Source organism: Rothia aerolata (genome assembly GCF_014635585.1).
Taxonomy (GTDB): domain Bacteria; phylum Actinomycetota; class Actinomycetes; order Actinomycetales; family Micrococcaceae; genus Rothia; species Rothia aerolata.
On sequence record NZ_BMDC01000001.1, the window covers coordinates 142565 to 169097 of the forward strand.

Annotated in this window: 24 protein-coding genes; 15 read left to right on the plus strand and 9 right to left on the minus strand. The window is 58.5% G+C overall.

Going from position 1 to position 26533, the window contains the following annotated elements; genetic code table 11:
• The first annotated feature begins 53 nt into the window (after nucleotides 1-53).
• Nucleotides 54-635 carry a DUF5998 family protein gene (locus IEV00_RS00550; RefSeq protein ID WP_188358405.1) on the plus strand — a complete coding sequence of 194 codons (582 nt, stop codon included), beginning with the start codon at nucleotides 54-56 and terminating at the stop codon, nucleotides 633-635.
• A gap of 1 nt (nucleotide 636) precedes the next feature.
• A complete protein-coding gene (locus IEV00_RS00555; RefSeq protein ID WP_229722987.1) occupies nucleotides 637-1866 on the plus strand; it encodes an alkaline phosphatase family protein in 1230 nt (409 codons plus the stop codon).
• Between the two features lie 47 nt (nucleotides 1867-1913).
• Here the strand turns inward: IEV00_RS00555 and IEV00_RS00560 are convergent, their stop codons facing one another.
• Together IEV00_RS00560 and sepH are read right to left on the minus strand one after the other, a co-directional pair.
• A complete protein-coding gene (locus IEV00_RS00560; protein ID WP_188358407.1) occupies nucleotides 1914-2954 on the minus strand; it encodes a hypothetical protein in 1041 nt (346 codons plus the stop codon).
• Nucleotides 2955-3134: 180 nt separating this feature from the next.
• A complete protein-coding gene (sepH, locus tag IEV00_RS00565) occupies nucleotides 3135-4352 on the minus strand; it encodes a septation protein SepH (protein WP_188358408.1) in 1218 nt (405 codons plus the stop codon).
• Nucleotides 4353-4723: 371 nt separating this feature from the next.
• Here sepH and IEV00_RS00570 point away from each other — a divergent pair, with 371 nt between their 5' ends.
• Nucleotides 4724-5023: a DUF4193 domain-containing protein gene (locus IEV00_RS00570; RefSeq protein ID WP_188358409.1), complete on the plus strand. Its 300-nt coding sequence runs from the start codon at nucleotides 4724-4726 to the stop codon at nucleotides 5021-5023.
• A gap of 54 nt (nucleotides 5024-5077) precedes the next feature.
• Here IEV00_RS00570 and IEV00_RS00575 read toward each other — a convergent pair whose 3' ends face one another.
• Nucleotides 5078-5992 carry a LysR family transcriptional regulator gene (locus IEV00_RS00575; RefSeq protein ID WP_188358410.1) on the minus strand — a complete coding sequence of 305 codons (915 nt, stop codon included), beginning with the start codon at nucleotides 5990-5992 and terminating at the stop codon, nucleotides 5078-5080.
• A gap of 102 nt (nucleotides 5993-6094) precedes the next feature.
• On the opposite strand from IEV00_RS00575, the gene IEV00_RS00580 reads away from it, so the two are divergent.
• The gene (locus IEV00_RS00580; protein WP_188358411.1) at nucleotides 6095-7210 is read left to right on the plus strand and encodes a PrpF domain-containing protein; all 1116 of its coding nucleotides are present in this window, start codon (nucleotides 6095-6097) and stop codon (nucleotides 7208-7210) included.
• 46 nt (nucleotides 7211-7256) lie between these two features.
• A complete protein-coding gene (locus IEV00_RS00585; RefSeq protein WP_229722988.1) occupies nucleotides 7257-8519 on the plus strand; it encodes an SLC13 family permease in 1263 nt (420 codons plus the stop codon).
• 74 nt (nucleotides 8520-8593) lie between these two features.
• Here IEV00_RS00585 and IEV00_RS00590 read toward each other — a convergent pair whose 3' ends face one another.
• A complete protein-coding gene (locus IEV00_RS00590) occupies nucleotides 8594-9052 on the minus strand; it encodes a DUF3093 domain-containing protein (protein ID WP_188358413.1) in 459 nt (152 codons plus the stop codon).
• A 159-nt stretch (nucleotides 9053-9211) separates the two neighbouring features.
• Here IEV00_RS00590 and dut point away from each other — a divergent pair, with 159 nt between their 5' ends.
• Genes dut through IEV00_RS00610 form a run of 4 tightly spaced genes read left to right on the plus strand, consistent with a single transcriptional unit; the run spans nucleotide 9212 to nucleotide 11777 of the window.
• Complete coding sequence (gene dut, locus IEV00_RS00595; RefSeq protein WP_188358414.1) at nucleotides 9212-9658, plus strand: dUTP diphosphatase; 447 nt, start codon at nucleotides 9212-9214, stop codon at nucleotides 9656-9658.
• A 36-nt stretch (nucleotides 9659-9694) separates the two neighbouring features.
• Nucleotides 9695-10435, plus strand: a complete 741-nt coding sequence (locus IEV00_RS00600) for a DUF3710 domain-containing protein (RefSeq protein WP_188358415.1) — start codon at nucleotides 9695-9697, stop codon at nucleotides 10433-10435.
• Nucleotides 10435-11040: an asparaginase gene (locus tag IEV00_RS00605; RefSeq protein WP_188358416.1), complete on the plus strand. Its 606-nt coding sequence runs from the start codon at nucleotides 10435-10437 to the stop codon at nucleotides 11038-11040. The genes IEV00_RS00600 and IEV00_RS00605 overlap by 1 nt, the downstream gene beginning before the upstream one ends.
• Nucleotides 11041-11057: 17 nt before the next feature.
• Nucleotides 11058-11777: a DUF3159 domain-containing protein gene (locus tag IEV00_RS00610; RefSeq protein ID WP_188358417.1), complete on the plus strand. Its 720-nt coding sequence runs from the start codon at nucleotides 11058-11060 to the stop codon at nucleotides 11775-11777.
• Here IEV00_RS00610 and IEV00_RS00615 read toward each other — a convergent pair.
• Entirely contained in the window at nucleotides 11774-12427 is a 654-nt protein-coding gene (locus IEV00_RS00615) for a potassium channel family protein (RefSeq protein ID WP_188358418.1), read from the minus strand. The genes IEV00_RS00610 and IEV00_RS00615 overlap by 4 nt on opposite strands.
• A gap of 3 nt (nucleotides 12428-12430) precedes the next feature.
• Nucleotides 12431-13123, minus strand: coding sequence for a potassium channel family protein (locus IEV00_RS00620; RefSeq protein ID WP_188358419.1), 693 nt, complete (start codon nucleotides 13121-13123; stop codon nucleotides 12431-12433).
• Nucleotides 13124-13274: 151 nt separating this feature from the next.
• Here IEV00_RS00620 and IEV00_RS00625 point away from each other — a divergent pair, with 151 nt between their 5' ends.
• The 4 genes from IEV00_RS00625 to IEV00_RS00640 all read left to right on the plus strand — a co-directional run bounded on the left by IEV00_RS00625 (nucleotide 13275) and on the right by IEV00_RS00640 (nucleotide 20762).
• Nucleotides 13275-15275, plus strand: a complete 2001-nt coding sequence (locus IEV00_RS00625) for an APC family permease (protein WP_188358420.1) — start codon at nucleotides 13275-13277, stop codon at nucleotides 15273-15275.
• The gene (locus IEV00_RS00630) at nucleotides 15268-16716 is read left to right on the plus strand and encodes a class I SAM-dependent RNA methyltransferase (RefSeq protein ID WP_229722989.1); all 1449 of its coding nucleotides are present in this window, start codon (nucleotides 15268-15270) and stop codon (nucleotides 16714-16716) included. Before IEV00_RS00625 ends, IEV00_RS00630 begins: the two co-directional genes overlap by 8 nt.
• A gap of 235 nt (nucleotides 16717-16951) precedes the next feature.
• Nucleotides 16952-19639 (plus strand): aconitate hydratase AcnA, encoded by a 2688-nt coding sequence (acnA, locus tag IEV00_RS00635; RefSeq protein WP_188358421.1) that lies wholly within the window; start codon nucleotides 16952-16954, stop codon nucleotides 19637-19639.
• 220 nt (nucleotides 19640-19859) lie between these two features.
• A complete protein-coding gene (locus tag IEV00_RS00640) occupies nucleotides 19860-20762 on the plus strand; it encodes a DUF559 domain-containing protein (RefSeq protein WP_188358422.1) in 903 nt (300 codons plus the stop codon).
• 176 nt (nucleotides 20763-20938) lie between these two features.
• Here IEV00_RS00640 and IEV00_RS00645 read toward each other — a convergent pair whose 3' ends face one another.
• Nucleotides 20939-21562 carry a mismatch-specific DNA-glycosylase gene (locus IEV00_RS00645; RefSeq protein WP_188358423.1) on the minus strand — a complete coding sequence of 208 codons (624 nt, stop codon included), beginning with the start codon at nucleotides 21560-21562 and terminating at the stop codon, nucleotides 20939-20941.
• Between the two features lie 91 nt (nucleotides 21563-21653).
• Here IEV00_RS00645 and IEV00_RS00650 point away from each other — a divergent pair, with 91 nt between their 5' ends.
• Both IEV00_RS00650 and dxs read left to right on the plus strand, forming a co-directional pair.
• Nucleotides 21654-22583, plus strand: coding sequence for a DNA-methyltransferase (locus IEV00_RS00650; protein WP_188358424.1), 930 nt, complete (start codon nucleotides 21654-21656; stop codon nucleotides 22581-22583).
• A 107-nt stretch (nucleotides 22584-22690) separates the two neighbouring features.
• Nucleotides 22691-24667 (plus strand): 1-deoxy-D-xylulose-5-phosphate synthase, encoded by a 1977-nt coding sequence (gene dxs / locus IEV00_RS00655; protein ID WP_229722990.1) that lies wholly within the window; start codon nucleotides 22691-22693, stop codon nucleotides 24665-24667.
• Between the two features lie 83 nt (nucleotides 24668-24750).
• On the opposite strand, the gene IEV00_RS00660 is transcribed toward dxs, so the two are convergent.
• Together IEV00_RS00660 and IEV00_RS00665 are read right to left on the minus strand one after the other, a co-directional pair.
• Nucleotides 24751-25218, minus strand: coding sequence for a Rieske (2Fe-2S) protein (locus tag IEV00_RS00660; RefSeq protein WP_188358426.1), 468 nt, complete (start codon nucleotides 25216-25218; stop codon nucleotides 24751-24753).
• Nucleotides 25219-25246: 28 nt separating this feature from the next.
• Nucleotides 25247-26515 carry an HRDC domain-containing protein gene (locus tag IEV00_RS00665; protein WP_188358427.1) on the minus strand — a complete coding sequence of 423 codons (1269 nt, stop codon included), beginning with the start codon at nucleotides 26513-26515 and terminating at the stop codon, nucleotides 25247-25249.
• Nucleotides 26516-26533 lie beyond the last annotated feature (18 nt).

The window sequence follows — 26533 nt, forward strand, 5'->3', positions numbered from 1 at the left end:
CCTAAAATAGAAACTTAGTCATTTATCAGCTCCCCAAAGGTAGGACACCAGGTATGCAGGGCGATTTTCAGCCAACTCTCGATAAATCGATTTCGAAACTGGGTTTTTACCCCGAGCTGGTGAAGGACGCCGTGGCAGACGGGCTGCTGGGTCGGGACGCCGATGCCCACCTGGTGCAGCTGGAAACTCACTTCGACAACGCCGAGTTTCACCGCCACATTACGGTGCTGGCGCTGACCGGCTCCTGGTTGCTGGTGGCCCACCTCGACGACCAGCAGTTTGATGAGTCGGGAGAGGCCGTGGTTGCCCACGTGAACGTGGAGACCCTGCCGGTTTCTGCTATCAATGCCCTGACCCTGAGCTATTCCTACCCACAGCCGCAGGACTTTGTACCGGGCCAGCCCGCCTCTGAGATTTCTTTGATGATCGCCTGGACCGGCGGCCAGCGCATTGACGTTCAGCCGGCAGATTGCCCCGATCCCACCTGCACCGCCGACCACGGTTATACGGGAGTGGCGCCGCGGGAGGACGTCGTCATGCGCATCAGTGCTACCGCCGATGGGGCGGAGATGGTGGAGCAGGCCCGCACTTTTGCCCGGGCTCTGCGGGCAGCCCAGCTGGGAATCGAGGCTTAGGGTGGACCTTAAAGATTTCCTGGGTAAGCCGCTACCCACCCACCCCGGCTACCACGCGCACAATGTTTCAGACCTCTTTGAGTCGGCGGGAACCCTGGTAGCGCAGGGGTCACTGACCCCCGATGACCACCCTCAGCTGGGGGCAGGCCGCCACGACCTGTTGGGTTTGGCTGACCTGGTTCGCTCGGCGGGTTACGACCCCAACAAGTACCGTAGCGTCTGCGTAGTGATGGTCGATGGACTGGGGGAGCAGCTCCTGCGCACCTTCGGCTCCTACGCGCCCTACCTCAAGTCCGCGCCGTCCCTAGGGCCGCTGCACTCGGCGGTGCCCTCCACAACCGCGGCCTCCCTGACTTCTTTTGGGACGGCGCTGGCTCCGGGAACGCACGGCGTGGCCGGTTACGAGGTACGCAACCCCGCCAACGGGCAGGTGATGAACCAGCTTTCTGGCTGGGATAAGACCGTTGACCCCCACCGTTGGCAACCCTATCCCACGGTGTTTGAGCGTTATGAAAACCACTGCGATGTTGCTACCGTCTCCCTGAGCAAGTACCAGGGATCGGGGCTGAGCGAGGCTGGACTGCGCGGCGGCAGGTTCATTCACGCCCAGAGCCCCACGGCGCGGGTTACCATGGCAACCAGCCTGCTGTCGGCGCGCAAACCCGCCCTGGTCTACCTCTACTGGGGCGAAATTGACCAAGCGGGCCACCGCTACGGTGTTGACTCCCCTGAGTGGAGCGACCAGCTCGAAGAGCTCAACCTGGCCATGAGGCGCATGGCTGAGCGCTTGCCTTCTCATGTTCTGTTGCTTCTGACTGCCGACCACGGAATGGTCGATATTAAGCCCGAGAACCGGATTGACTATTCCACTGACACCGAACTGCTGGAAAACATCGAACTTACCGCCGGTGAACCCCGCATGGTGCAGCTCTACCTCAAAGACAAGAGTGCGGCCGCTAAGAAGAACACCCTAGAAAGCTGGGCGCAGCGCTGGGGTGAGCAGGCATGGATTTTTGATACCGAGCAGCTCTATGCAGCGGGCTATTTTGGCCAGAACCTCACCGAGGAAGCAAAAGCCCGAATCGGTGACGTTATTGTTGCTGCCCGGGATGACATTGCCCTCTACGACATGCGCCACTTTAAGCCGCACTCTTTGAAGATGGTGGGCCAGCACGGTTCGCTAACCGAGGCAGAGACCTCGGTACCGCTCCTGCTGTTGCCCACCGGCTAAGCCGCTAGCTTCTAGGCCGGTATCTTAGGGGCTTCTAGGTCGGTATCTTAGGGGGTAGCCGTGCCGCTTGCTCCGGCCTCGGGCTGTTTAGCTGACGGCGCTGTCTGGGTCTCCTGCGCTGGTGCCCGCTCTGTTCCGGGCTGGGCCACAGGAGATTCAAGGGCTGGCTGGCTCGCCGGGGCCGGGCTGGATTGCTGCGCCGGCGCTTGAGTAGGGGCGGGGGCGCTGGTTGAGGCTGGCTGGCTCTCTTCGGCAGGCTGACCGGTCTCTTCCTCGGCGGGAACTGAGCGAGTGGGCTCAGCGACGCTTGACTCAGCGGGGGTACTCTCTTCAGCCGCTTCAGTTTCCTCAGCGGCAGAATCCTCTGGAGTCTCTACCGGCGCTTCTTCTGCCGGTGCAGGCACAGCCGCCGCGGCGTCGTCCTCAACATACTCCACCTGACCGGGGGCAACCGGCTGCTCCGTGGATTCAACAAAGTTAACCTCGGGAGCCTTGGAGTTAAAGGAGGGCTCGGGGGCAGAGGGGCGGGCTGTCTCTGCGGGAGAGCTTTCGGTCTGCTGCTCAGCGGCAGGAACCTCAGAAGGTTCCGAATCACCTGCGCCCAGGGCAAAAGCCAGGGTACCCCCCGCCAGCGCCAGGCCCGCAAGGGTAAGCCCGCCGATCAGCAGAGGCTTCTTAGAAGAGGTAGGCTGCTCAGCTTCCTCCGGCGGAAGACCCAGGCGCTCGCGTTCGGCAGCACGGGCACGACCTGCGCGCATCGCCTGAATACCTGCAATAATTTCGGCTTCACGCTGCTGCTCTTTTTCTTCTAACCGCTGCTCGCGCTCCACGGCACGGTTATAGTTGCGATCCTCAATCACATTTTTGAAAGAGCGCTTCTCCACCACGCTACCGCCACTGAGAAGCTGGTGAGACAGCGAATCGTCCTCGGTATCATGGTCCCCGGAATCATCGCTATCCGTCACGTAGACATAACCATCATCAAGCGGCGCAAACTCCTCGGTTGCATCGATCGATGACTGCTGAGAAAGGTCCCGATTTTCATCACCGTTCTGCGAAAAACGATTCGAAGGGGGCTGCGTAGCCATGAAGCTATCTCTTTTCTGGATGAGTCCCTAGCTCATACCATGAGTTCCTACTGAAAGTGAGTCGTGGTTACTGTCAACACTTGTGCTTGAGAATATACTACGCTGATTTTACTCAGTTGACTGAGTAAATTTGGTCACTGACCTGGATTTCTTGGGAAAACAGGCCAGTGACCTGTGATTTTAGCGGCGCTGGTTGCCAAAAATAATGTCATCCCAACTGGGGACAGAGGTGCGCTTGGAACGCTGGGCAGGCTTGGGAGCCGGCTTTTCTTCTTTCTGGGGCTGTTCGGCCTCATCGGCTGCAGGCTCATCTTCTGCAACGTCGGGCTGGGCCACCTCGTGGGGTACCGAATCTTCAACCTCGGTGCCAGCAGCTACCTCTGCGTCAATTGCCTGGTTGGGCTCGGGGGAGATAACGGTCTCTTCGGCTCCTTCTTCTGTTTCATCCGCCGTAGAGACAGGCTCTTCCCGACTCTGCGCTTCTTCTTCTGCCGCCGACTCATTTTCTTGAGCCCGGGCGGCGGTCTCTTCGGTGTTGACCAGCGGAGACTCCGGCTTCTGGCGGGCACGTTCGAGAAGGTCAGCCAGCTTGCGCTCGCTTGCCGAGGAGCGGTCACGGATACCGCGACGGTTCTCTAACTCATCCAGCAGTTCCTCCTGAGCGCTCGGCTGCTCTTGCTTGACCGCGGTCAGAGGAGACGACGCCGTCTGCTCGGCGGAATCCTCCGCGGCGGCGTCGTCCTCGCTATGGTCGTGGGCGCCGATACCGGGCAGCGGAGCATCACCCGAGTGGTCGCGGCCCAGAAGGAAGTAGGCGGCCTCGTTGGAGGCATAAATGCTCTGGTTAGCGGGGTTGTAAGACCAGCGGGCGGGGAAAACCACGCCCCGGGGCAGGGAATCCTTGGTATCGGAGTCGAGGGAAATATCGAGGCTGATAGTCCACTGACCAGACTCCTGCTGATAGGTATTCCAGTCGGTGGGTGCTTCTTCAAAACCAAAGTGCTGGGCCACCCGGTTAATGTGTTCATCGAGAGTCAGAGCAGAGGAATCGCGGCGGCTAGCCCCGGCAGTAGAAATCAAAACCTTGCGGGCAACGGTGATGATGTTGGCGCGCTCGGCAACAATGGGCCACTCGTAGCGGCGCACCCGGTCAGCGTCCCAACCAGACTCGGCAACAATCTCTTCTACCGTGGCGCCCTGGCGGAAGCGGGTCTGAATATCGCGGGGGCCGAAGGTTCCGCTGGCTCCACGCCCGCGAGCGGGCTGAATACGGCGGGCCTTAGCGATACTGGTGCGCAGGTTCTGGTCAATGGGAAGTTGGTACTCGGTACCGTCTGCTGATTCGAGTAGCAGGTGCTCGCCGTCATCGTGAACACCTACCAAACGCAACTGAGCCATGCGATCTCCTGAGGTAGAAATAAAGGTTAAAGAAAAAGTTCAAGAAAAGACTATCGCGAATGTTCAAGCTCGGGTAAAGACACAGCTTCAAACCGGGTAAAAACTGCGGAAAATCAAGCGAAAACGCTTCAAGGCAAAGTTGAAGTTGAAGGAATTTATCGCGGATGTTGCGACTGTGTGTTTCGCTCAGAAGATAAAGACCCCCTGCCGGGCTTGCAAGAATCGAAAAATTAGTGAAAAATGCTACGCGTTACCGGAACGACCTAAGTAATCGCACTAGAGGCACAACGGTGGCAAAATATCCCACAGATCGCGCAAATTGCCTGATCATCTTCAGACAATTCGCCTAACACACGGAGCGTGAAGAGTAGATGGCTACCGATTACGATGCACCTCGTAAGCAAGATGACGAGAACAACGAAGAATCAATTGAAGAGCTGAATGCCCACCGCTCTGAGATGCAGTCCGGCGCCGTAGACGAGGACGAAAACGCGGCTGCCGAAAGCTTTGAGCTGCCCGGTGCTGACCTCTCTAACGAAGAGCTGAATGTTGTGGTTCTGCCTGCTCAGGACGACGAGTTTACCTGCGCCTCCTGCTTCCTGGTTCGCCACCGTTCGCAGATTGCCCGCGAAGAGGGTGGCTTGCTGTACTGCTTCGAGTGCGAGGGCTAAAACGACTTGATCTTATCGGGGCGGCAACTTCTTGGGTTGCCGCCCCGATTGGTTTTAACCGGAAAATTGTGGGGCGATTTCTCCGAAAATCTTGACGACCTCGTGGGTGCTGGGCGAGATCATTCCGTGGGCGTGACGGGCTAGGAAAATTCTTCGCGGGGCCGGGTTGTTTTTAATTTTGATGACCTTGACGCTGGGGTTGGGGTTAATCACGGCCAGCTTGGGGGCAAGGGCTAAGCCGATACCCGCTGAGACCATGCCCTGGAGCTCCTGGTAGTCATTGGTGAGCATGGCAATGTTTGGTTTGAAGCCCGCGTTTTGGCAGATGGTTTCTAGAACCGAGGCGACCGGGTGATCTTCTCTGGTAATCCACTTCTCCTGCTCTAGCTCGCTCATATCCACTATTTTTCGGCTGGAGAGCCTGTGTTCTTTGGGAACAAGGAGCATGGTCGGTTCCACCATCAGCGGGGTGAGCTTGAGGTCGGCGTGGCTAAAGGGGAGCCAGGGATAGTCCCAGAGGGTTGCGACCTCGGTTTCCCGCCTCAGCAGGGAGTCAAGAATAGCCTGCTGCCTGGTACTTTTGACCTCAATCTCGATATTTGGATGCCGCATGCGGTAGAGACGGATAATCTCAGGCATAACAGAGGCGGCAAAGGTGGGAAAAGTAGAGATTCTTACCTTCCCCTGATTGAGCTTTCTGTAATTTTCGATTTCAGCCAGGGCGGCAGAAATATTTCTATCGATTTTGAGGGCGTGCTCGGCCAGCGACCTGCCCGCATCGGTGAGTCTTACCCCTCTGGGTAGCCTTTCCATCAGCGGAATTTTTAGTTCCTTCTCCAGCTTGCTCATCTGCTGAGATATTGCTGAAACACTCATCATGAGATCGGCGGCTGAATCGGTGAGTGACCCTGTTTCTGCTACTGAGAGCAGGATTCTGAGGCGTTCAAAACTGATTGGATTATTGCCCATGCTTTAAGTTTAGCTTAAACATATTTGAGATATTTTAAATTGTCATTAACTGAAACCTGGTAGATAGTGATTTCTATCGCAATTTTCCAGGAGGTAAATTCAATGACGACGCTGAAAGGGCACTGGTATCGGGGTGGTACCTCAAAGTGCTGGATTTTTGGCCCCGAAGATCTCTCGGGTTCCCGAGAGCACGTGACCGATGTTCTGGTTAAAGCCTTTGGTGCATCTGATGCTCGGCAGCTGAGCGGGGTGGGAGGGGGAACCTCAACCACCTCGAAGGCCGCCGTCATCTCACCGTTTGAAGGTGAAGAAGCGGACATCAATTTCTTATTTGCGCAGGTGGGTATCGGAAAAGAAGCCGTGGAATACACCTCAAACTGCGGAAACTGCTCTGCGGCGGTGGGGCTTTTTGCCCTCGACCAGGGGCTGGTTGAGCCGGCCGACGACGTCACGCGGGTGAGAATCTATAACGAAAACACCGGTGCTTTCATCTCAACCTATATTCCCACCCCGGCAGGTCGCCTGCCCGAGCAGGAGAGCGTTGCAATTCCGGGAGTGGAGGATCCCGGCTACGGGGTAGACGTAACCTTTGAACGGGTGGACGGCGTCTCAACCGGAGCCTTGCTTCCCACAGGCCGCCCCCTCGACTCTTTCGAGCAGGGCAGGTTTGAAGCCCACGCCACCTGTATTGACGCCGGCGCCCCGGCCTGCCTCATCTCAGCGGAATCTCTCGGGGTCACAGGCGCTGAAAACCTTGAAACCATCCGAAACAATCTTCTAGATTCGCTACTTACCATCCGCTCCCTGGCCTCGGTTCGCACGGGCCTCTCGGATTCTGTCGAGACTGCCAGCCCCGCTGTTCCTAAAGTTGGTGTGGTGGGCGGTGCCCAGGACTATACGACCCTGACCGGCACAAAGGTAAGTGCTGATGAGTATGACATTTCGGTGCGGATGCTCTCGATGTTTGACGCCCACCCCGCCATCGGTATTACCTCTGCGGTTGCTATCGCCCGAAGTGCACTTGTTGAGGGCTCAGTCGTCAATAGCCTGCTGAGGGTAAAGGGACTGGAACCCTCCAGCGACGGCTTCACCCTCAGAATGGGAACTCTCTCCGGGGTTATCGAAACCACGCTGAGAACCAGCCCCGACGACGGTTCTGTCTCAGTTTCGCTTCTGCGCAGTGCCCACCATATTGCAGATGCAGAAATTTTTATCTAAGAGTTTGTTAGCTTACTTGTTCGAAGGATTTTAAAAGATGACGTTTATGGAGATAGCTCTTCTTGCCATCTTGGTAATCATGTTCGTGATTGCCACCAAGTGGCCGATTAATATCGGGCTTCTGGGTTATGTTGGGGCATTTATCGTCGGTGCCTTTGTGCTGGGAATGTCTGACAGCGAAATTCTTGAGGAATTCCCCGCCAGCATTGTGGTCACCATCATCGGTGTTACCTTCTTTTTCTCCCTGGCGCAAAAGAACGGAACCATTGACTATCTGGTGAATTCGCTCATCCACAGAATGGGCTCTAAAACCAGTCTGGTTCCCTGGATTTTCTTCTTCATGGGGGCTGCGCTGACAGCTATGGGTACCTTTTCACCGGCGGCGGTGGCCCTGCTTGTTCCTGCGGCTATGGCCTTTAGCGCCCGAACCGGCTTCAGTCCCGTTGCTATGGGTGCCCTCATTATTAACGGTGCTCATGCGGGCGCTTTCTCACCGATCTCAGTCTCCGGCAACATCGTGATGGATATCGGCGCGAAGAACGGTCTTGACGTTAATAATATGGGCCTCTTTATTTCCTCCTTTGTGGTCAACCTCTTTATCTCTGTATTGACCATCGTGGCCATGAAAGTGTTGGGCAAACTGCACGTTAAACCGGAAGAGCACGTTTTGGATGCAACCACGGGGCTTACAACCGTGCCCAATCTGCACAAGCTCAACTGGCGAATTGTTCTCACTCTGATTCTCACCGCAGTGATGGTGGTTCTGGCCGTTGGATTCCGTCTCAACATCGGTTTCCTCGGAATTGTCTTGGGCGTTATTCTAGCCTTCACCATGCTGAACAAAACCGAAAACCTCACCTCGGGAATTTCCTGGAACACCATTCTTCTGGTGACGGGTATGATGCTCTACATTTCCTTGCTGACCAAGGCAGGAGTAACAGATAGCCTTTCCCACGCGGCAATGGGACTGGGTGTGCCCATCGTGGTAGCGCTCTTCCTCTGCTACGTCATCGGCATCAGCTCAGCCTTTGCATCATCCACCGCTCTGATTACTGCCTTTGTGCCCATGGCCGCCCCGCTTCTCGAAGGATCAAACCTCAGCCCCACGGCTGTTTTGGCGGCACTGGCTATCTCTGCCACCATCGTTGACGTTTCGCCTGTCTCAACCAACGGAGCTTTGGTGATCGCTTCTACCCAGGGCCGGGCAAAGAAGACCATCTGGAAGGATCTGGTGGTCTACGCCGGCTTCGTTATTCTCATTGCTCCCCTGATTGCCTGGGCAATCCTGGTTCCCACCGGAATCATGTAGTTTTTCTGAGGGTGTACAGGAGCCCGGAGCAGAAGAAAAATCTTCTGCCCCGGGCCCCTGTGTATCGTAGAAAATTAGCCGTTGAGGATGTCCGCAATCTTCTGCGGGTTCCTGCTCGAGGCCAGCCAGTAGGGGGTGGGGTCAGCGGGGTCGATAATCTGCACGCGCACCTTGGGCTCAATCCAGCCACGAAAGCACATGAAAGCGCGACCATCGAGGGCAGGACCAGCCGCCGCCCGCGCGTCCTCCCCATAAAAAGCCTCGGCCTCACCCACGTACTCGCGCTCAATCTGAGCGCGACCCACGCGCAAAACAGAGGGCGTGATTTCAATGATGGGGGAGGTTGCAACCAAGATAATGGCAACCAGGGCAGCTACAACGATGCCGGCGATAATTCCGGCGGGAATAGCGATGGGGGCACCCACGAAAAAGGAGGCTACGCCGCTACCCAACGCGATGAGCCACATGCCGACTCCCGGTGAAAGCCGTTCCCGGTAAATAACGTCTGAACCAACAGAACTTTCAGCTGCCATAAACTTTGTGCTCACCTAACTTGCCAGTGGGAATCAAGACCCGAGAATTAGCTTTCTTCCCCCTATCTTAGTGATGAGTTTCCCGCCTGGCGAACCGCAGCCACCTTCGCGGGGTGGGCTCCCTGCTGGCGTGCAGGGTTTTCTAGTACAGTAAACACTGTGAATGAACAGATAGACGTGCAGATTAAGATGCTGGATTCCACTCTTGAACCGCCCAGCTATGCCAAGGAGGGGGACGCCGGCGCTGACCTTCGCGCCGCAGTTGACCTCGAACTCGCCCCGGGTGAGAGGGCGCTGGTTCCCACCGGCCTGGCGATTGCCCTGCCTGCCGGTTATGTGGGTCTGGTGCACCCCCGGTCGGGGCTAGCCGCCAAGCACGGTATCACCATTGTTAACGCTCCGGGAACCGTCGATGCTGGCTACCGCGGGGAAATTAAGGTGTGCCTGCTCAACACAGACCAGAAAGAAACCTTCCGGGTGGCGAAGGGCGATCGTATTGCCCAGCTGGTCATTCAGAAGTACGAGACAGCACGGTTTATTGCGGTCGATTACCTGCCCGAATCTGCCCGCGGAGCTGCGGGCTTCGGTTCTACCGGGCTTGCCTAAACCGCCGCTAACGAGACACGAGAAAAGAGGCTAGCGATGTTTGGTCGTAAGAAGAAAGAAAAAGAAGAAGTCGCCTCCGCCCCTGAACAGGCTGAGACCACCGAAACGAAAGAGGAAAAAGAAGCTGCCGCCGTTCAGACTCCGGGGGAGTTTGACCGCTCGAACGGCCCCTGGGATATTGACGAAATTGATGTAGATGAGAATTACATCGATTTCGGCTCTATGCGCATTCGCATGATCGACGGTCTCAATATGCGCCTTGACGTGGAGCAGAAGAGCCAGCAGATGGTGGCGGTCACCCTGACCAAGGGAAACAACTCGCTACAGGTGCAGGCTTTTGCCGCTCCCAAGTCCACCGGTATCTGGGACGATATTCGCGCTGAAATTGCCGACTCCGTGCGCAAGCAGGGTGGAACCGTTGAGATTCGGGACGCCGGTCTGGGCCGCGAAATGATCTCAAAGCTACCGGCAAAGACCAAGGACGGCCGCAAGGGTTTCCGCGTTGCGCGTTTTGTGGGCGTGGATGGTCCGCGCTGGTTCCTGCGCGGGGTCTACTCCGGCGATGCTGCCCTGCGCCCGGCCGACGCCGCCGAGATGGAAGAGATTTTCAGGAGCATTGTGGTGGTGCGCGGTGAGGATCCCCGCCCACCCCGAGACCTGCTGCCCATGACCGTTCCCGCTTCTATCCGTGAAGCCCAGGAGGCGAATAAGCAGGCAGAAGAGAAGAAGACTCTGGATATGCCCGAACGCGGCCCCGAAATCGCAGAAGTCCGCTAGTGACATCGCTATCTCAGCATCGGGGTTCTAGTCTAGCTGCCGAGCAACGGGAACGGCTCCAAGCCTACCCCGAACGGTTCCGCGCCCGTGTGGCGGGCAGGGTTCTTCAGGTCTCGCTCTCTGCTCCCGGTCTACCGCCCCGCTACGAGGCGGTGCTGGAGGTAGAGAAGTCCCGGCCCCTGCCGCCCATTAGCGTGCACGCTTTGAGCGGCATTCCCATGGTTGAGGTGGTGGGTGATGACCTGGACGACGAGTCAGAAGTCGCTGCCGAAGACGATAATGATCGCGGAGATGCGGAGGATTCCGCAACCGCCGGCGGTACCGCGCTAGAGCACGTGGATGAGGACGAGGACGCGCAGAGTTTTCCCCAGTACAGGGTGCACCGCCACGCGGTGAAACCGGCGCCTCTTTACCCGGACCACCCGCCGGTGGCAGCAGGGGAGAAGGTGCAGCTGGTCTGGCACGGCCAGAAATCAGTACCCGGTATTACAGCGGGTACCTATCTGCGCGTGAGCGGTATGCTCTCTACCCGGCAGTCCCCGGTGCGCATTTTTAATCCACGCTATGAAATAGTCCCGGTGCGGGTAAGCACCAAGAATTTTTAGAAGGTGAAAAGACCCTGATGCAAGACCCCGGTGTTAACCCCTCTAATTCCGCCCGAGATGAGAGGGAACATCACCAGTCCCTCCAGGATGCTCTGTCTATGGCTGGTTCCCAGTTGCGCCGCCGGGAAAACGGCGAGGTAGACGTGATGCACGCCGTCGGCGGTGTGCGCGGTCTGGTGGAGGCGCTGCTGCCGGGTTTTCTGTTTCTCACGGTCTACCTGGTCTCTGAGAGTCTCTATGTTTCCCTGGCGGTGGCCGGGGCTGTTGCCCTGGTCTTTGCCGCGGTGCGTTTGGTACAGCGGGGCAAGCTGGTGCAGTCGGTTTCGGGTTTTGTGGGCGTGCTGATTTGTGCGGTGGTTGCCCTGCGCACCGGGGACGCCGCCGACTACTATGTGCCGGGGCTCTGGATTAACCTCGCCTACGGTCTGGGCGTGCTGCTCTCCATTATCGTGCGTTGGCCTATCTTAGGGTTGATCTACAGTTTCATTCGAGACGAGGTGGGTACCTGGCGAACCGTTCCCGGCCGCTTGAAGGCCTACCAAAAAGCCACCTGGGTACTTTTCGCCATGTTTGTGGTGCGCCTGCTGGTTCAGGTTCCCCTCTACCTGGCAGATCATGTGGCCGGTCTGGGAGCTGCCCGCCTGCTCATGGGCACCCCGCTCTACGCCGCGGTGCTGTGGGTGACCTGGATGATGACCCGCAAGCCCGCAGACGTGCTGGCTGAAGAGAGAAGCTAGCTAAAGAGCGCCCTGATATCTTCTTCGCCCTCGGGGGTGGTGATAAAGAAGAGCTCGTCTTCTCCCTCGATAGGTTCGTCGCCGCTGGGGGCAATCGGAGTGCCGTCGCGCAGAATCGCGGTGAGGGTGGTGTCTTCGGGCCACTGGATGTTCTCGACCGTGTGGCCGATAATCGGGTGGTCGTCGGGTACGGTGTACTCCACCAGCATGGCGCCGCCTGCCTGTAGCTGGAGCAGGCGCACGACGTCGCCGACCTCCACCGCCTCTTCCACCAGGCTTGTCATGAGTCGGGGAGTCGAGACGGCGACGTCCACGCCCCAGGACTCGTCGAAGAGCCACTCGTTCTTGGGGTTGTTGACCCGCGCCACCGTGCGGGGCACACCGAATTCAGACCGCGCGAGCAGCGAGACCACCAGGTTGGTTTTGTCGTCGCCGGTGGCGGCCACAATGACGTCGCAGACCTCCGGTCTGGCCCTGCGTAGCACCGAGAGCTCGCAGGAATCCCCGATAATCCAGTGGGCACTTTTGAGGTCGGTTCTGCCGATGACTTCGGGTTTTTCATCGACCACGGTAACGTGGTGGCTGTGCGAGATGAGCTCGCGGGCAATAGAGGAGCCCACGGAGCCAGCGCCAATAATGAGAACTTTCACGAGCTACTCTCCCGGGGCTTCGGTGTCGTCTGGATCAAGAGGGGGCGCGGCGAGCACGCGCGAAATTTCGCCGATGTCGATGGTGCGCATCATGGCGTGGACGACGTCGCCCTGCTGGTAGCTCGCGTCGGCCGGGGGCAGGATTCCCTCACCAAACCGGGTGATATAGGCGATGCGCACCCCGGCGGCCTCTTCAATTTCGGTCAGGGCGTGGCCCGCCCATTCGTCATTGAGCTGGAGTTCTGCCAAAATCAGTCGGCCCGAGGCCTCTCGGAAGTCGCCCGACATGGTTTGCTCTGGCAGAATGCGGCGCAACACCTGGTCTGTAGACCAGCGCACCGCCGCCACGGTGGGAATACCCAGGCGCTGGTAAAACTCGGCGCGGTTGGGGTCGTTAATGCGCGCTACCACGTGAGGAACCTTAAAGGTCTCGCGGGCCACGCGGGAGGAGATGATATTGGAGTTATCGCCCGACGATACCGCGGCAAAAGCGTAGGCGTTTTCAATGCCTGCCCGCTTGAGGGTGTCCCGGTCAAAGCCCACCCCGGTAATTTTTTTACCCTCAAAATCTTTGCGGAGTCTGCGGAAGGCGCTTTCGTTCTGGTCAATCACAGCAACGGTGTGACCGGAGTCTTCCAGCGTGTGCGCCAGCATCACGCCAACGCGGCCCGCGCCCATAATCACAAAATGCGGCACTCACTGCTCCTCATCGGTGGGTTTTGCTTTTACCGGTAGTACTAGCCTATGTCACTGTAGTGCACTTTGTACTCTAGAGCATTTTGTTTTCTCTCCCACCCGCAGCGGGGCAAACTTTTGTTTGGCCCTGATAAGGGCTACCGTAAAGGCTGTGAAGAAAGTATTGGGCAGGCTAGAGCGCACCGTGCTGGGGCAGCCAGCACACAGGACTAAGCTGGCTACCCTTGTGCTACCCAAGCGCCGTGCCCTGCCCCTGCTGGGTGCAGACTCTATTTCTTCTGTGGCCTATGCCCCCGATGAAATCATCCTTATGCTGGCCTTTGCCGGTGGGGCGGGGCTCATCTATTCGCCCTGGGTGGGCTTTGGCGTGGGAGCTATCCTGCTAGCGGTGGTGGGAACCTACCGCTACAACATCTCTCAAATTGCTGAACAGGGTGACTACCAGCTGGTGCACCGGCGTCTCGGTGCGGTGCCCGCGATGGTGCTGGGCGCATCTTCTATGGTGGACTTCCTGCTCACGGTGGCGGTTTCTGCCGCCTCCGGCTCGGCCTTTTTGCAGGCGATCTGGCCCGGCCTGATTCCCTATGACCGCTGGGTAGCTATCAGTCTGGTTTTGCTGACCACCCTGCTCTGCGTGCGTGGTATGCGTTTTATGGGCAAAATCTCCGCTATTCCCACCTATGCTTTTTTGCTTCTGCTTTCCATCGTCTTGGTGGTGGGGCTGGTGGAGGCCCAGTTCGGCTGGCTTTCCCGGGCCGAAAGCGCCGACTACTACATCATTCCCCGCACCAATCTAGACCAGGCCCTCACCGGTCTGGGGTTAGCGGTGCTACTGGCGCGGGCCTTTTCCTCCGGAGCGGTGGCGCTCTCGGGCGTCTCGGCAGTCAACAACTCGGTGAAATTCTTTGCCCGGCCCAAGAAAACCAATGCGGCGAGCACACTCATGCTCATGGGCGCTATCTCGTCTGTTCTCCTGGTCAGTATTCTCTACCTGGTGGAGAAAACGGGGGCCAAGGTGGTGGCAGACCCCCAGCGCTACCTGATGGTGGACGGCGCTTTGGTGGGGGAGAACTTCTACCAGAAGCCGGTGCTTTTTCAGGTCACCGACGCTGTTTTTGCCGGGCAAGCCATGCCCGTTCTGCTCTCGCTGGCAACCGTGGGTATCTTGATGATGGCCACGGCAACGGCCTTCATGGGCTTCCCCCTGCTCACCAGCAAAATCGCAGAACACCGCTATCTGCCAATCCAGCTCTCCGCACGAACCTCCCAAAACCTCTACGGCAATTCAGTGCTGGTGCTCTCGGCCACCGCCGTCTTCCTGGTGGCGATTTTTGGATCAGACGTCAACTCGCTGATCCAGCTCTACATCGTGGGGGTCTTTACCTCCATGACGCTCACCCAAACAGCGATTGTTCGCCACAAAATTCAGCAGCTGCGGGTAACCCTCGACCGCTTCAAGCGCCGGCGGGTTATTCGAGACCTCATCGTCACCGCCCTCGGCCTGCTTGCCACCGCCCTGTCTCTGCTGGTGGTCTTGCTCACCAAACTGGCGCAGGGCGCATGGATTACCGTGCTACTCATTACCGCAACCGTAGGAATCATGCTCATGGTGCGCAAACACTACAGTCGAATTGATAACGACCTAGAACTCGACCTCGAGACCGGGGCAGAAGAAGCCCGCAGACTGCCCTCGCGGGTACGCGCCGTCATCTACGTTCCACGCGTGCGCAAACCCGTGGCCAGGGCGGTGGCCTACGCGCGGGCCTCTCGGCCGTCGTCCATCGAAGCAGTCGCTATCAACATGCACGAAGACTCCACCAAAGAAATCATCAAACGCTGGGAGCAATTGGGCGTTCCCGTGCCCCTGACCGTGCTGGATTCCCCCTACCGCGACCCGGTAACCCCCGTGATGCAGCACATCCGGGAACTCAAGCAAAGATCCCCCCGAGACGTCCTGGTGGTCTACCTGCCCGAGTACATCGTGCGCCACTGGTGGGAGAACCTCATCCACCGGCGCACCGTGCACAAGCTCGCAGCCCAGCTCAGGCGCGAGAACAGAATCGTTATCGCCCAGGTTCCCTGGAACATCGGTAAAGAAACCGAAATCATCACGCCCAGCCCCTTAGCAGCCCAAGGAGATTCTCGTGGCTAAAGCCCCCATCCCAGAAGAACTGGAAGTCGGCAAAATCATCACCCTCACCCCCGAACGGGTGGCCCACGGAGGCTCCTTCGTAGCCCGCGCCCACGACCGGGTAATTTTTGTACGCCACACGGCAATCGGAGAGAAGGTGCGCGCTCGCATCACCGGAGTTGGCGCTAAGAACCGCTTCTTCTTTGCCGATACGGTTGAGGTGCTTGAGCCCTCTGAGCACCGGCGCCCCCACCCCTGGGCGCCCGCTGATGCCCTAGCCCAGGAAAGCCCCCTGGGTGGCATGGAATTTGGCCACCTGAACCCCGACTATCAGCGCGAGCTCAAAACCCAGGTGGTGCGGGAGCAACTGGAACGGTTAGGTGGACTGCCCGCTGACTTTGCGCTGCTGCGCCTGCTCCGGGTCGAGGCTCTCTCAGAGGAGGACTTGGGCTGGCGCACCCGGGTACACTTTGCGGTGTCTCCGGCGGGTAGGGTAGCTATGCACCCGCACTCTTCGGCAGAGACTCGTGAGGTAGAGGACTTTCCACTGGCCCACGAGACCCTGAGGAAACTCAATCTTTCCCAGCTTGACCTCACCGGGGCGGTACGACTCGATGCGACCGTCTCTTCAACGGGTGAGATTCTGCTGGTCTTTGCCGTTTCTACCGGAGAATCTGTAGAGTCGGTTGCCCGGAAAATCACCGAGCAGGCGGGTTCTGCCTGGGGTGATTTCACTGCGCAAAATATCACCCTGCACTTCACAGAAGAGCGGGTGGGAGGACGACGCCGCGGCCAGCGCCAGCCCGATCTTACCCGCGGTGCCCAGTCGGAGCGGCCGACCGTAACCGAGGAGCTGGACGCCGACGGCGCGCGCCTGCGCTGGAAAGTCGGAGCCGGTGGCTTCTGGCAGATTCACCCCCAAGCACCCGCAGCGCTAACAGCCACGGTTGCCGAGATGTTGGAACTCTCAGCGGGCGAGACCGTCTTTGACCTTTACTCGGGAGCCGGCCTCTTTACCGCTATGGCGGCTGCTGAGGTTGGGGCAAAGGGCTCAGTCCTGGCGGTGGAGGGTTCCGCCGTAACATCAGCCAACGCCCGGGAGAACTTTGCCTCGGGCCTGGCCCGAATTAAGGAGTCAAAGAAGACCCCGGTTGAGGTGGTTCGGTCTGATGTTGGAGCCCACCTGGAAAAAATCCTGCCCTCGGTCGCCTCCGGGCGCTTGGGTCGCCCCAGCGCCGTCATTCTCGACCCCTCCCGCGAGGGGGCCGGCAAAAAGGTGATGGAACAGTGCAACCAGCTGGCGCCGTCCCGCATCGTCTACGTTGCCTGCGACCCGGCGGCACTGGGCCGCGACACCGGCTACCTGCGCCAGATGGGCTGGGAGATCACAGCCCTGCGGGCCTTCGACATGTACCCCAATACCCACCACGTAGAAACGGTAGCGCTTTTTGAGAAACGCTAGAAGGCAGGGCCGCCCGAAAATGTTGCCGGGCGGCCCTATCTTTTAAGACTTTCTATTTAGTCATGTTTCTCTTGCGAAATTGAGCCAAAGGTGAGGCGTAGTACACTGAGAAACAACGTGCTTAGTGTCATTCTGTCTCTAAGAAGCGCATCACAGGTGATCGCTTAGCCCCCGAGGTTTTTCGAGGCAGACACTGCACCGCATCGCATTAAAACAGTGTCGAGAGGAGTCCCACATGAGCACTGTGGACAGCTTTGGTGCCAAGGACGTACTGAACGTCAAGGGTACCGAATACGAAATTTACCGCCTGGACAAGGTCAAAGGATCAGAGAAGCTTCCCTACTCCCTGAAGATCCTGCTGGAGAACCTGCTCCGCACCGAAGACGGCGCAAACATCACCAGCGAGCACATCAAGGCGCTGGCAGACTGGGACGCCAAGGCTGAACCCAGTGTAGAAATTCAGTTCACCCCCGCCCGCGTGATTATGCAGGACTTCACCGGTGTTCCCTGTGTTGTAGACCTGGCAACCATGCGTGAGGCAGTGAAGGAACTCGGCGGCGATCCCTCCAAGATCAACCCGCTGGCACCCGCTGAGCTTGTGATTGACCACTCCGTTCAGATTGACGCTTTCGGTACCGCAGATGCGATTACCCGCAACATGGACATCGAGTACCAGCGTAACGGTGAGCGCTACAAGTTCCTGCGCTGGGGCCAGGGCGCCTTCGACGACTTCAAGGTTGTTCCCCCGGGAATGGGTATTGTGCACCAGGTCAACATCGAGTACCTGGCTCGCACCGTCATGGCCCGCGAGGTAGACGGCGTTCTGCGCGCTTACCCCGACACCGTTGTGGGCACTGACTCCCACACCACCATGGTCAACGGCTTGGGCGTACTGGGCTGGGGTGTTGGCGGTATTGAGGCTGAGGCAGCAATGCTGGGCCAGCCCGTCTCCATGCTGATTCCCAAGGTGGTTGGCTTCAAGCTGACCGGTTCCATTCCCTCCGGCGCTACCGCAACCGACGTCGTGCTGACCATCACCGAGATGCTGCGCGATCTGGGTGTTGTGGGCAAGTTTGTTGAATTCTACGGTGAGGGCGTCAGCCAGGTTCCCCTGGCTAACCGCGCAACCATCGGTAACATGAGCCCCGAGTTCGGCTCCACCGCAGCAATCTTCCCGATTGACGACGTCACTCTGGACTACCTGCGCCTGACCGGCCGCTCCGAGGAGCAGGTTGCCCTGGTCGAGGCCTACACCAAGGAGCAGGGCCTGTGGCACGATCCCTCCAAGGAAGTTGAATACTCCGAGTACCTGGAACTGGATCTTTCCACCGTTGTTCCCTCTATCTCCGGCCCCAAGCGTCCCCAGGACCGCATTGAGCTGGACAAGGCAAAGGAACAGTTCGGCTCCGACATCAAGAACTACGCCAAGGAAGGCGAAGAGGCGAAGTCAACCGACGTCTCCATGTCAGACGGCCGCGCTTTCGAGCTGAAGAACGGTGCGGTTTCCATCGCATCGATTACCTCCTGCACCAACACCTCTAACCCCTCGGTGATGCTTGCTGCCGGTATTCTGGCCCGCAACGCAGCTGCCAAGGGCCTGACCTCCAAGCCCTGGGTTAAGACCTCTATTGCCCCCGGTTCAAAGGTTGTTACCGACTACTACGAGAAGGCAGGCCTGCTGCCCGAGCTCGAGAAGCTGGGCTTCTACGTGGTCGGTTACGGCTGCACCACCTGCATCGGTAACTCCGGTCCGCTGGAGCCCGAGATTTCTGAGGCTATCCAGGACAACGACCTTTCCGTTACCGCGGTGCTCTCCGGTAACCGTAACTTCGAGGGTCGTATCTCCCCGGACGTCAAGATGAACTACCTGGCATCACCCCCGCTGGTGATTGCCTACGCCCTGGCCGGTACCATGGACTTCGACTTTGAGAAGGATGCCCTGGGCCAGGACTCCGAGGGTAACGATGTTTACCTGAAGGACATTTGGCCCGACCCCGCTGAGGTTGAGCAGATTATTGCTTCTTCGGTTTCCACCGATATGTACAGCAAGGAATACGGCTCCATCTTCGACGGCGACGAGCGCTGGCAGGCCCTGGAGACCCCCACCGGTAACACCTTCGAGTGGGACCCCAACTCCACCTACGTGCGCAAGGCTCCCTACTTCGACGGTATGAGCATGGAGCTGACCCCCGTTACCGACATCGAGGGTGCCCGCGTTCTGCTGAAGCTGGGCGACTCCATCACCACCGACCACATCTCCCCGGCAGGTTCCTTCAAGTCAGATACCCCCGCTGGTAAGTACCTGATTGAAAACGGCGTGGAGCGCAAGGACTTCAACTCCTACGGTTCTCGCCGCGGTAACCACGAGGTGATGATTCGCGGTACTTTCGCGAATATCCGCATCAAGAACCAGCTGCTGGACGGCGTGGAGGGCGGCTTCACCCGCGACTTCACCGCTGGCGGCGAGCAGTCCACCGTGTACGATGCAGCTCAGAACTACAAGGCAGCCGGCACTCCGCTGGTGATTCTGGGCGGCAAGGAATACGGTTCCGGTTCCTCCCGCGACTGGGCAGCTAAGGGTACCACCCTGCTGGGCGTGAAGGCTGTTATTGCTGAGTCCTTCGAGCGCATCCACCGTTCAAACCTGATTGGTATGGGCGTTGTGCCGCTGCAGTTCCCCGCGGGCGAGTCTCACGAGTCCCTGGGTCTGACCGGTACCGAGACCTTCTCCATCACTGGCCTGACCGAGCTCAACAACGGCGTAACCCCCAAGACCGTGAAGGTTAGCGCCACCGCTGAGGACGGCAAGACCACCGAGTTCGATGCAGTGGTTCGTATCGACACACCCGGTGAAGCTGACTACTACCGCAACGGTGGTATTCTGCAGTACGTTCTGCGTAACCTGGTTCGCGGCTCTAAGTAAGCCGGTTCGTAACTAGGCTAAGGGGCACTTCCCACTGGGGAGTGCCCCTTTGTGCTGTGCCTGGGAGCGGCTGATAGTGCACTTTGGTTGGTTCTGTGCAAACTAGTCTGCACACAATCAACCAAAGTGCACTATTTGCTATCTGTAACAATCAGAGGTTATCCACAGGAAGCTCAAAATTTTCATTGCCAGCCTTTAATCTGGTGATGAAAATGAACCTATGCATACTAAATTTCTACAAAATATCTTGAGCATAGAGGAACTGGCAGAAAAAGGAATAAGCAAGAACCAGATCCACACCCGTCTCAAGCGCGGTGAGTTGCTGAGGTCTGATCGTGGCGTGTATGTCTATTCAGACTTTGCCCGGGCACTGACAGATTTCGAGAGACCTCTGGCTCGAATTGTGAGTGCCGCAAAATGTTCAAATCAACTAGTGCTCTCACATATCTCGGCCGCTTTGTGGTGGGGTGCTCCTCTGCTTGAGAAGCCAGAACTGGTGCACTTTTCGGTGCCTACAAACTCAACCAGGCGTCAAGTTTCAACAAAAATCCACAGGAATAGACCTCAACAATGCGAGTCATCGGTCATTCACCAAAATTTGCCGGTAACCTCCATTATTGACACGCTTCTTGACTGCACAGTAGCTTATCCGGTGCTGACAGCCCTCACTCTGGGAAATTACTTCCTGAAGGAGGAACTCATTGAATATCAGACTGCTAGTGAGGCCTTGTTAGACCCCGGCCTGTACCGTTCTGGGCGATGTCAGCAGGTACAAGAATTATTGAATCCTTACTGCGAGTCACCCCTGGAAACACTGATTTGGTTCAGAATCAAAGGGTGGGGAATTGAACTACCGGCTCAGCAGGTCTGGATCGATTGTGGTGGCGGTCAGAAACACCGAGCTGACTTTCTTTGGTGGGGGCCCAAGGTCATTCTTGAAGCAGATGGCAGGGTTAAATACTCGGGTATCTACGGCAAAGCTGATGAAGTTATCCGCCAGGAACGAGCCCGGCAAAGAAACCTAGAGCGCCAGGGGTGGACGGTTCTTCGCGTTGAATGGTACGAGGTGCAGAACCAACCCCGAAATTTGCTGGCCAGATTAAATGCTGCAGGGGTTCGATAGTTCACTTTGGTTGATTCTGTACAAATTAGTTTGCACAGAATCAACCAAAGTGAACTGTGGGGCTTGGGGAACTTGAAAGAGCCAGCCTGAGGGGGCCTGCCAACTGGCTCGGGGCTGGCGTTTGGGTGTTGGCAGGCCCCTCAGGCTGGCGAGGGCAACCTCACCCACATGGCTTGTTACCCCTCCAGGGAGTCCCACACCGTCCGCCATTTCTGCGCCAGGGTGTCGATATTCTCGTGGGCGTTCAGGCCGCTGGGCTGGGGAACCACCCACAGGGCAGCATCGTTAGGCCAGCCCTCAAGAGAAGAGGTGTCTTGCCTGCCCAAGACAGCCTTGGGCTGCCGAAAGGCAGTGCGGAAGGCCGTAATGCCAACAATGGCAACTGCCTGCGGCTCAATCTCAGCTACCAGGGACAGCAGACGGGGAACCGAGTCTCGTAATTCGGAGCGGGTGAGCTCATCGGCACGCGCGGTAGCGCGGGCCACCAGGTTGGTGATGGCTATCCCCTGCGCTTGGAGTCGGGCTTCGTCGTCATCGGTCATTCCGGCGGTGGCGTCAACCTGCGGATCCAGCACCCCGGCCCGAGCTAGCGAGGGCCAAAACCTGTTGCCGGGGTGGGAAAATGGGGCATTGACGGCGGCGGTCCAGAGGCCGGGGTTGATTCCCACAATTAGAAGTCGTACGGGGTAGGGGTTTTCCGGGGTGGGGAGCCGGTCGGTAATCTCGGCGTTTTTGAAGCTTGCCAGTTCCTCTTTGTTGGGGCGCCGGTTTCCTAGGGGAGAGGGGTGTAGGGTGCTCATAGGTCTATCCTGCCATCTCACGCCAGATATTGCCGGTGGGGTGAGGTCATGAATTCTCGGTCGGTGGGAAAATGCTGTTAAAATATTGCTCATGCCCAAAGAACCCATCTGGACTCCCACTTCGCCTAACCTCGTGGTACACGGGGATAACCTTAAGGTCATTAGGGAGCTGCCAGACGAGTCTTTTCAGCTCATTTATATTGACCCTCCTTTCAACACCGGCAAGAAGCAAACCCGGCAGAATATCAAGACCGTGCGCTCGGAGGAGGGCAACCGGGTGGGCTATAAGGGCATGACCTACGAAACGGTCAAGGGTAAAATCACCAGCTACGATGACTCTTTTGAGGATTTTTGGGAGTTTCTCGAACCCCGCCTTGAAGAGGCCTGGCGTCTGCTCAAGCCCAGCGGTACCCTCTACTTACACCTGGACTACCGCGAGGTGCACTATGCCAAGGTGCTACTTGATGTGCTCTTTGGTCGCGAGTGCTTTCTCAATGAGATCATCTGGGCCTACGACTATGGCGCCCGCTCCAAGAAGCGCTGGCCCACCAAGCACGATAACATTTTGGTTTACGTGAAAGATCCCAAGGGCTACTACTTCAACAACCGCGAGGTTGACCGCGAGCCCTATATGGCTCCGGGACTGGTGACTCCCGAGAAAGTCGCCCTGGGCAAGCTCCCCACCGATGTGTGGTGGCACACGATTGTTAGCCCCTCGGGCAGGGAGAAAACAGGCTATCCCACGCAGAAGCCCCTGGGTATTTTGCGCAGGATTGTTCAGGCGAGTTCCCAGCGCGGTGACTGGGTGCTGGACTTCTTCGGCGGCAGCGGCACCACCGGCGAGGCCGCTCTACAGCTGGGCAGGAACTTTCTGCTGGTTGATAAGAATAAGCCGGCCTTTGAGACCATGAAGAACCGGCTCACCCGTGCCGCCCAGGTTCAGTCTGAGGTGCAGGACGACGTCGGTGAGGTTCAGTTCGCGAAGTTCCGTCAGTCTCCGCCCCGTTTGGTAGAGGCTTAGAACCTTTTATAACGGGTAAAGTGGAAACAGCACAGATTCGACGGCCTCTCGGGGCTCAGCCTTAAAAACCGTGCACGAATTTTTAAAGAATGTATGAGGAGAACACGGTGGGATTTCTTGAGAAAATTTCTAAGCCTCAAGATTTGCGGGCACTCAGTAGCTCGCAGATGAAGGAGCTCGCACAAGAAATTCGGGACTTCCTGGTGGAGCACGTTTCTGCCACCGGCGGGCACCTGGGGCCCAACCTGGGCGTGGTGGAGCTGACCCTGGGGATTCACCGCGTTTTTGATTCTCCCCGCGATTCCGTGATTTTTGATACCGGCCACCAGTCCTATGTGCACAAACTGGTAACCGGCCGCCAGAATTTTGATACCCTGCGCCAGAAGGGTGGCCTTTCGGGCTACCCCGAGCGGGCAGAATCTGAACACGACATCGTGGAGTCGTCCCACGCGTCGTCCTCGCTGAGCTGGGCAGACGGTATCTCCCGCGCCCACCAGCTCAACGGCGAGTCAGACCGCTACACGATTGCAGTGATTGGTGACGGCGCGCTGACCGGCGGTATGGCCTGGGAGGCGGTCAATAACATTGCAGCAGATAAAGATCGCCGCGTGGTGATCGTGGTCAATGACAACGGCCGGTCTTATGCGCCGACCGTGGGCGGTTTTGCCAACCACATGGCCGAGCTTCAGCTGGAGCTACAGAAGCGGCTGGATGAGGTGCGCCTGGACCGTCGCTACGATAGGGCCCTGGATTCAGGCAAGAACATCCTGCAAAATTCCGGCCACGTGGGCAAGGCGGTTTACCGGGGCCTGCACGGCATGAAGGCGGGTATTAAAGACATGGTCGTGCCCAACGGTCTCTTTGAAGACTTGGGTATGAAGTACGTGGGCCCGATTGACGGTCACGACCAGGAGGCCGTGGAGAAGGCGCTCAAGGCGGCCAAGAAATTTGCCGGGCCCGTGATTGTTCATGCCATTACCGAAAAGGGCCGCGGTTACGCGCCTGCCCGGGCAGATGAGGACGACCAGTTCCACGCTGTCGGCAAGATTGACCCGCAGACCGGCAAGCCCCTGGGCGCTTCCAGCGGCCAGTCCTGGACAGGTATTTTTGCCCAGGAAATCAAGGAAATTGCAGACGAGCGCCCCGATATTGTGGGCGTGACCGGTGCCATGATGATTCCGGTGGGGCTCAAGCCCATGCAGCAGGCCCACCCCAACCGCGTGATTGACGTGGGCATTGCTGAGCAGCACGCTATCGCTATGAGCGCGGGCCTGGCCTTTGGCGGCCAGCACCCGGTGGTTGCCCTCTACGCGACCTTCCTGAACCGGGGCTTTGACCAGTTACTCATGGACGTTGCCCTGCATAAGGCCGGGGTCACTATTGTTCTGGATCGCTCGGGTGTTACCGGCCCCGACGGTGCCTCCCACCACGGCATGTGGGATCTCTCCCTCCTGCAGTTTATTCCCGGCCTGCACCTGGCCGCCCCGCGCGACGCCGCCACCCTGCGCGAGGAACTGCGTGAGGCGGTGGCGGTCAACGATGCCCCCACCGTGGTGCGCTATCCCAAGGGAACGGTGGGCGAGGATATTCCCGCGATCGAGCGGTGGGAGGACGGCGCCGACCTACTGGCCTGCACCGGTGAGGCTGACGCGCAGACAGGCCAGCGGGATGTGCTTCTGGTAGCCGTGGGCGCTATGGCTCCGCTTGCCCTGGGCGTTGCAGAGAAACTGGCTGAGGCGGGAGTGACCAGCACCGTGGTTGACCCCCGCTGGGTGATGCCCGTGCCCGGCTCAGTGGTTAAGGCAGCGCAGAATCACCGCATTGTGGTGGTTCTGGAGGACGGTATTCGAGCCGGGGGCGTAGGCTCTCGAATTCGCCAGGAAATGCGCTCTGCCGGGGTAGACACCGCCCTGAACGAGATTGGTCTGCCCGCCGAGTTTATTAAGCACGCCTCGCGCGAGCAGATTTTCGAGGAGACCGGCTTGACGGTGGAGAAGATTACCGCCGATACTCTGGCCCAGCTCTCCGGTGAGATGGTGCCCTATGCCCGCGAGAAGGGCGAGGCACCCAAGAACGCTCACTAGTAGTCCGGTGACAGCGGTGCGCCGCTCACCCAGCCTACCGAAAGCAGTAGATCAGGGTGAGCGGCGCACCGCTGTATTAATGGTTAGGCTTTCTTGGACACAAAGAGGCGGCCGCCCCTGTTTTCCACCTCAAATTCGGGCAGGGGCTCAGGCGCCGGTCCACCCTGAACCGAGCCGTCTTCGATGGAGAAGTGGGAGGCGTGGCAGGGGCAGGCAAGAATGTTCTTCTGCACGTTGAGCACGCAGCCCTGGTGGGTGCAGATGGAGCTGAAAGCGTGGAATTCACCCTCGGTGGGCTGGGTGAGCATCACGGTGAACTCGCCGGTGTTGGTCTTCAGCGCACTACCGACAGGAACCTCCGAGGCTGCGGCAACATCGGTGGGGGTCTCGGGACCGGTTACATCTACATTGAGGGCGTTGGAGTCAGAAGACTCGTCAGAGGAAGAGCAGGCAGACAGGGCCAGGGGAGCCACACCCAGGCCCAGACCGGATAGCCCCAACCGGCTCAAAGCGGTGCGACGGGTAAAGAGGGACGAATACATTTCTTTCATGGGAATCTCCTAAAGAACGATGGGCCTACTAGCGATTATGCCCTAGAACAGAATCGAATATGGGAAGCAGCACCGGTAGCACCTGCTCAATCTGCCAGGGGCGGGCGTCCATAGCAGCAAGCTCCCGGGCGAGGGCCTGCTCTGATACTTCCCGGGGCGGATCCCAGCACAGCCTGCGCAGGGTATCGGGGGTGAGCACGTTGTCGTGGGGCATCTGAAGCTCTTCGGCCAGAGCGTAGATAGCCTCTTTGCTGGCCTGGATCAGTGCATACGACTCGGGCCGCTTATTTTCCCAGGCCTTCAGCGGCGGAGGACCGTCTGCCGGAGTCGTGTAGGGCACCGGGTTTTTCTCGTGCAGGGCAGCATTGATAGCGCGCACCCAGCGGGGGCCCTCGCGTCTCAGGGCTCGGGTCTGAAAGCCCGGAATAGAAAGAACCGCCGGCACTGAGCGGGGCATAGTGCGCGCCGCCTCAATCAGGGAGGAATCCGGTAGTAACCGCTTAGAAGCGACGTCCTTCTTCCGCGCCAGCTTATCGCGCTCAAACCAGATATTCCGCAGGGCGGTCAGCTGCCTGCGGTTGCGCAGGGCGTGAATACCCTTGGTCTTACGCCAGGGATCTTTGGCGGCTTCCTTACCGGGGGAGGCCGCGATGTAGGCAAATTCCTGGCGGGCAAATTCGAGCTTGCCGGTCTCTTCGAGTACCTCTTCCATAGCGTCGCGCAAATCTAGCAGAATATCGACGTCAAGCGCCGCGTAAATCAGCCACTCAGGGGGCAGGGGGCGTTTAGACCAGTCGGAAGCGGAGTGCTCCTTGGCGAGTTTAAAGCCCAGCATCCGCTCGACGACGGCGCCGAGGCCCACCTTCTCGAAGCCGGCAAGTCGGGCGGCGAGTTCGGTGTCGAAGAGGAAATCGGGGTGCATGCCCAAATCCCTCAGGCAGGGGAGGTCCTGGGTCGAGGCGTGCACCACCCACTCCACCCCGCGCAGGGCATCATTGACGGCGCTGAGATTCTCAAAAGCCTCGGGGTCAATGAGAATAATGCCCGAATCACCCCGTTTGAGCTGCACCAAAAAAGCCCGCTGCCCGTAGCGGATACCCGAGGCACGTTCGGTATCAACAGCCACCGGTCCCTCGGCACTGCGCAGGGCCTCAAGGGCATGGTCAAGCCCGCGCTGGGTAGAAATAACGGAGGGAACACCACCCGAGGGCTCATTGAGCTCGACAACCCGAGGAATGGTAAGGCCAGAGAGTCCCAGCTGCTCGCAGGTCAGCTCGGTTTCTTCTGCTTGAGCCATTAATGATTCACCGTTTCA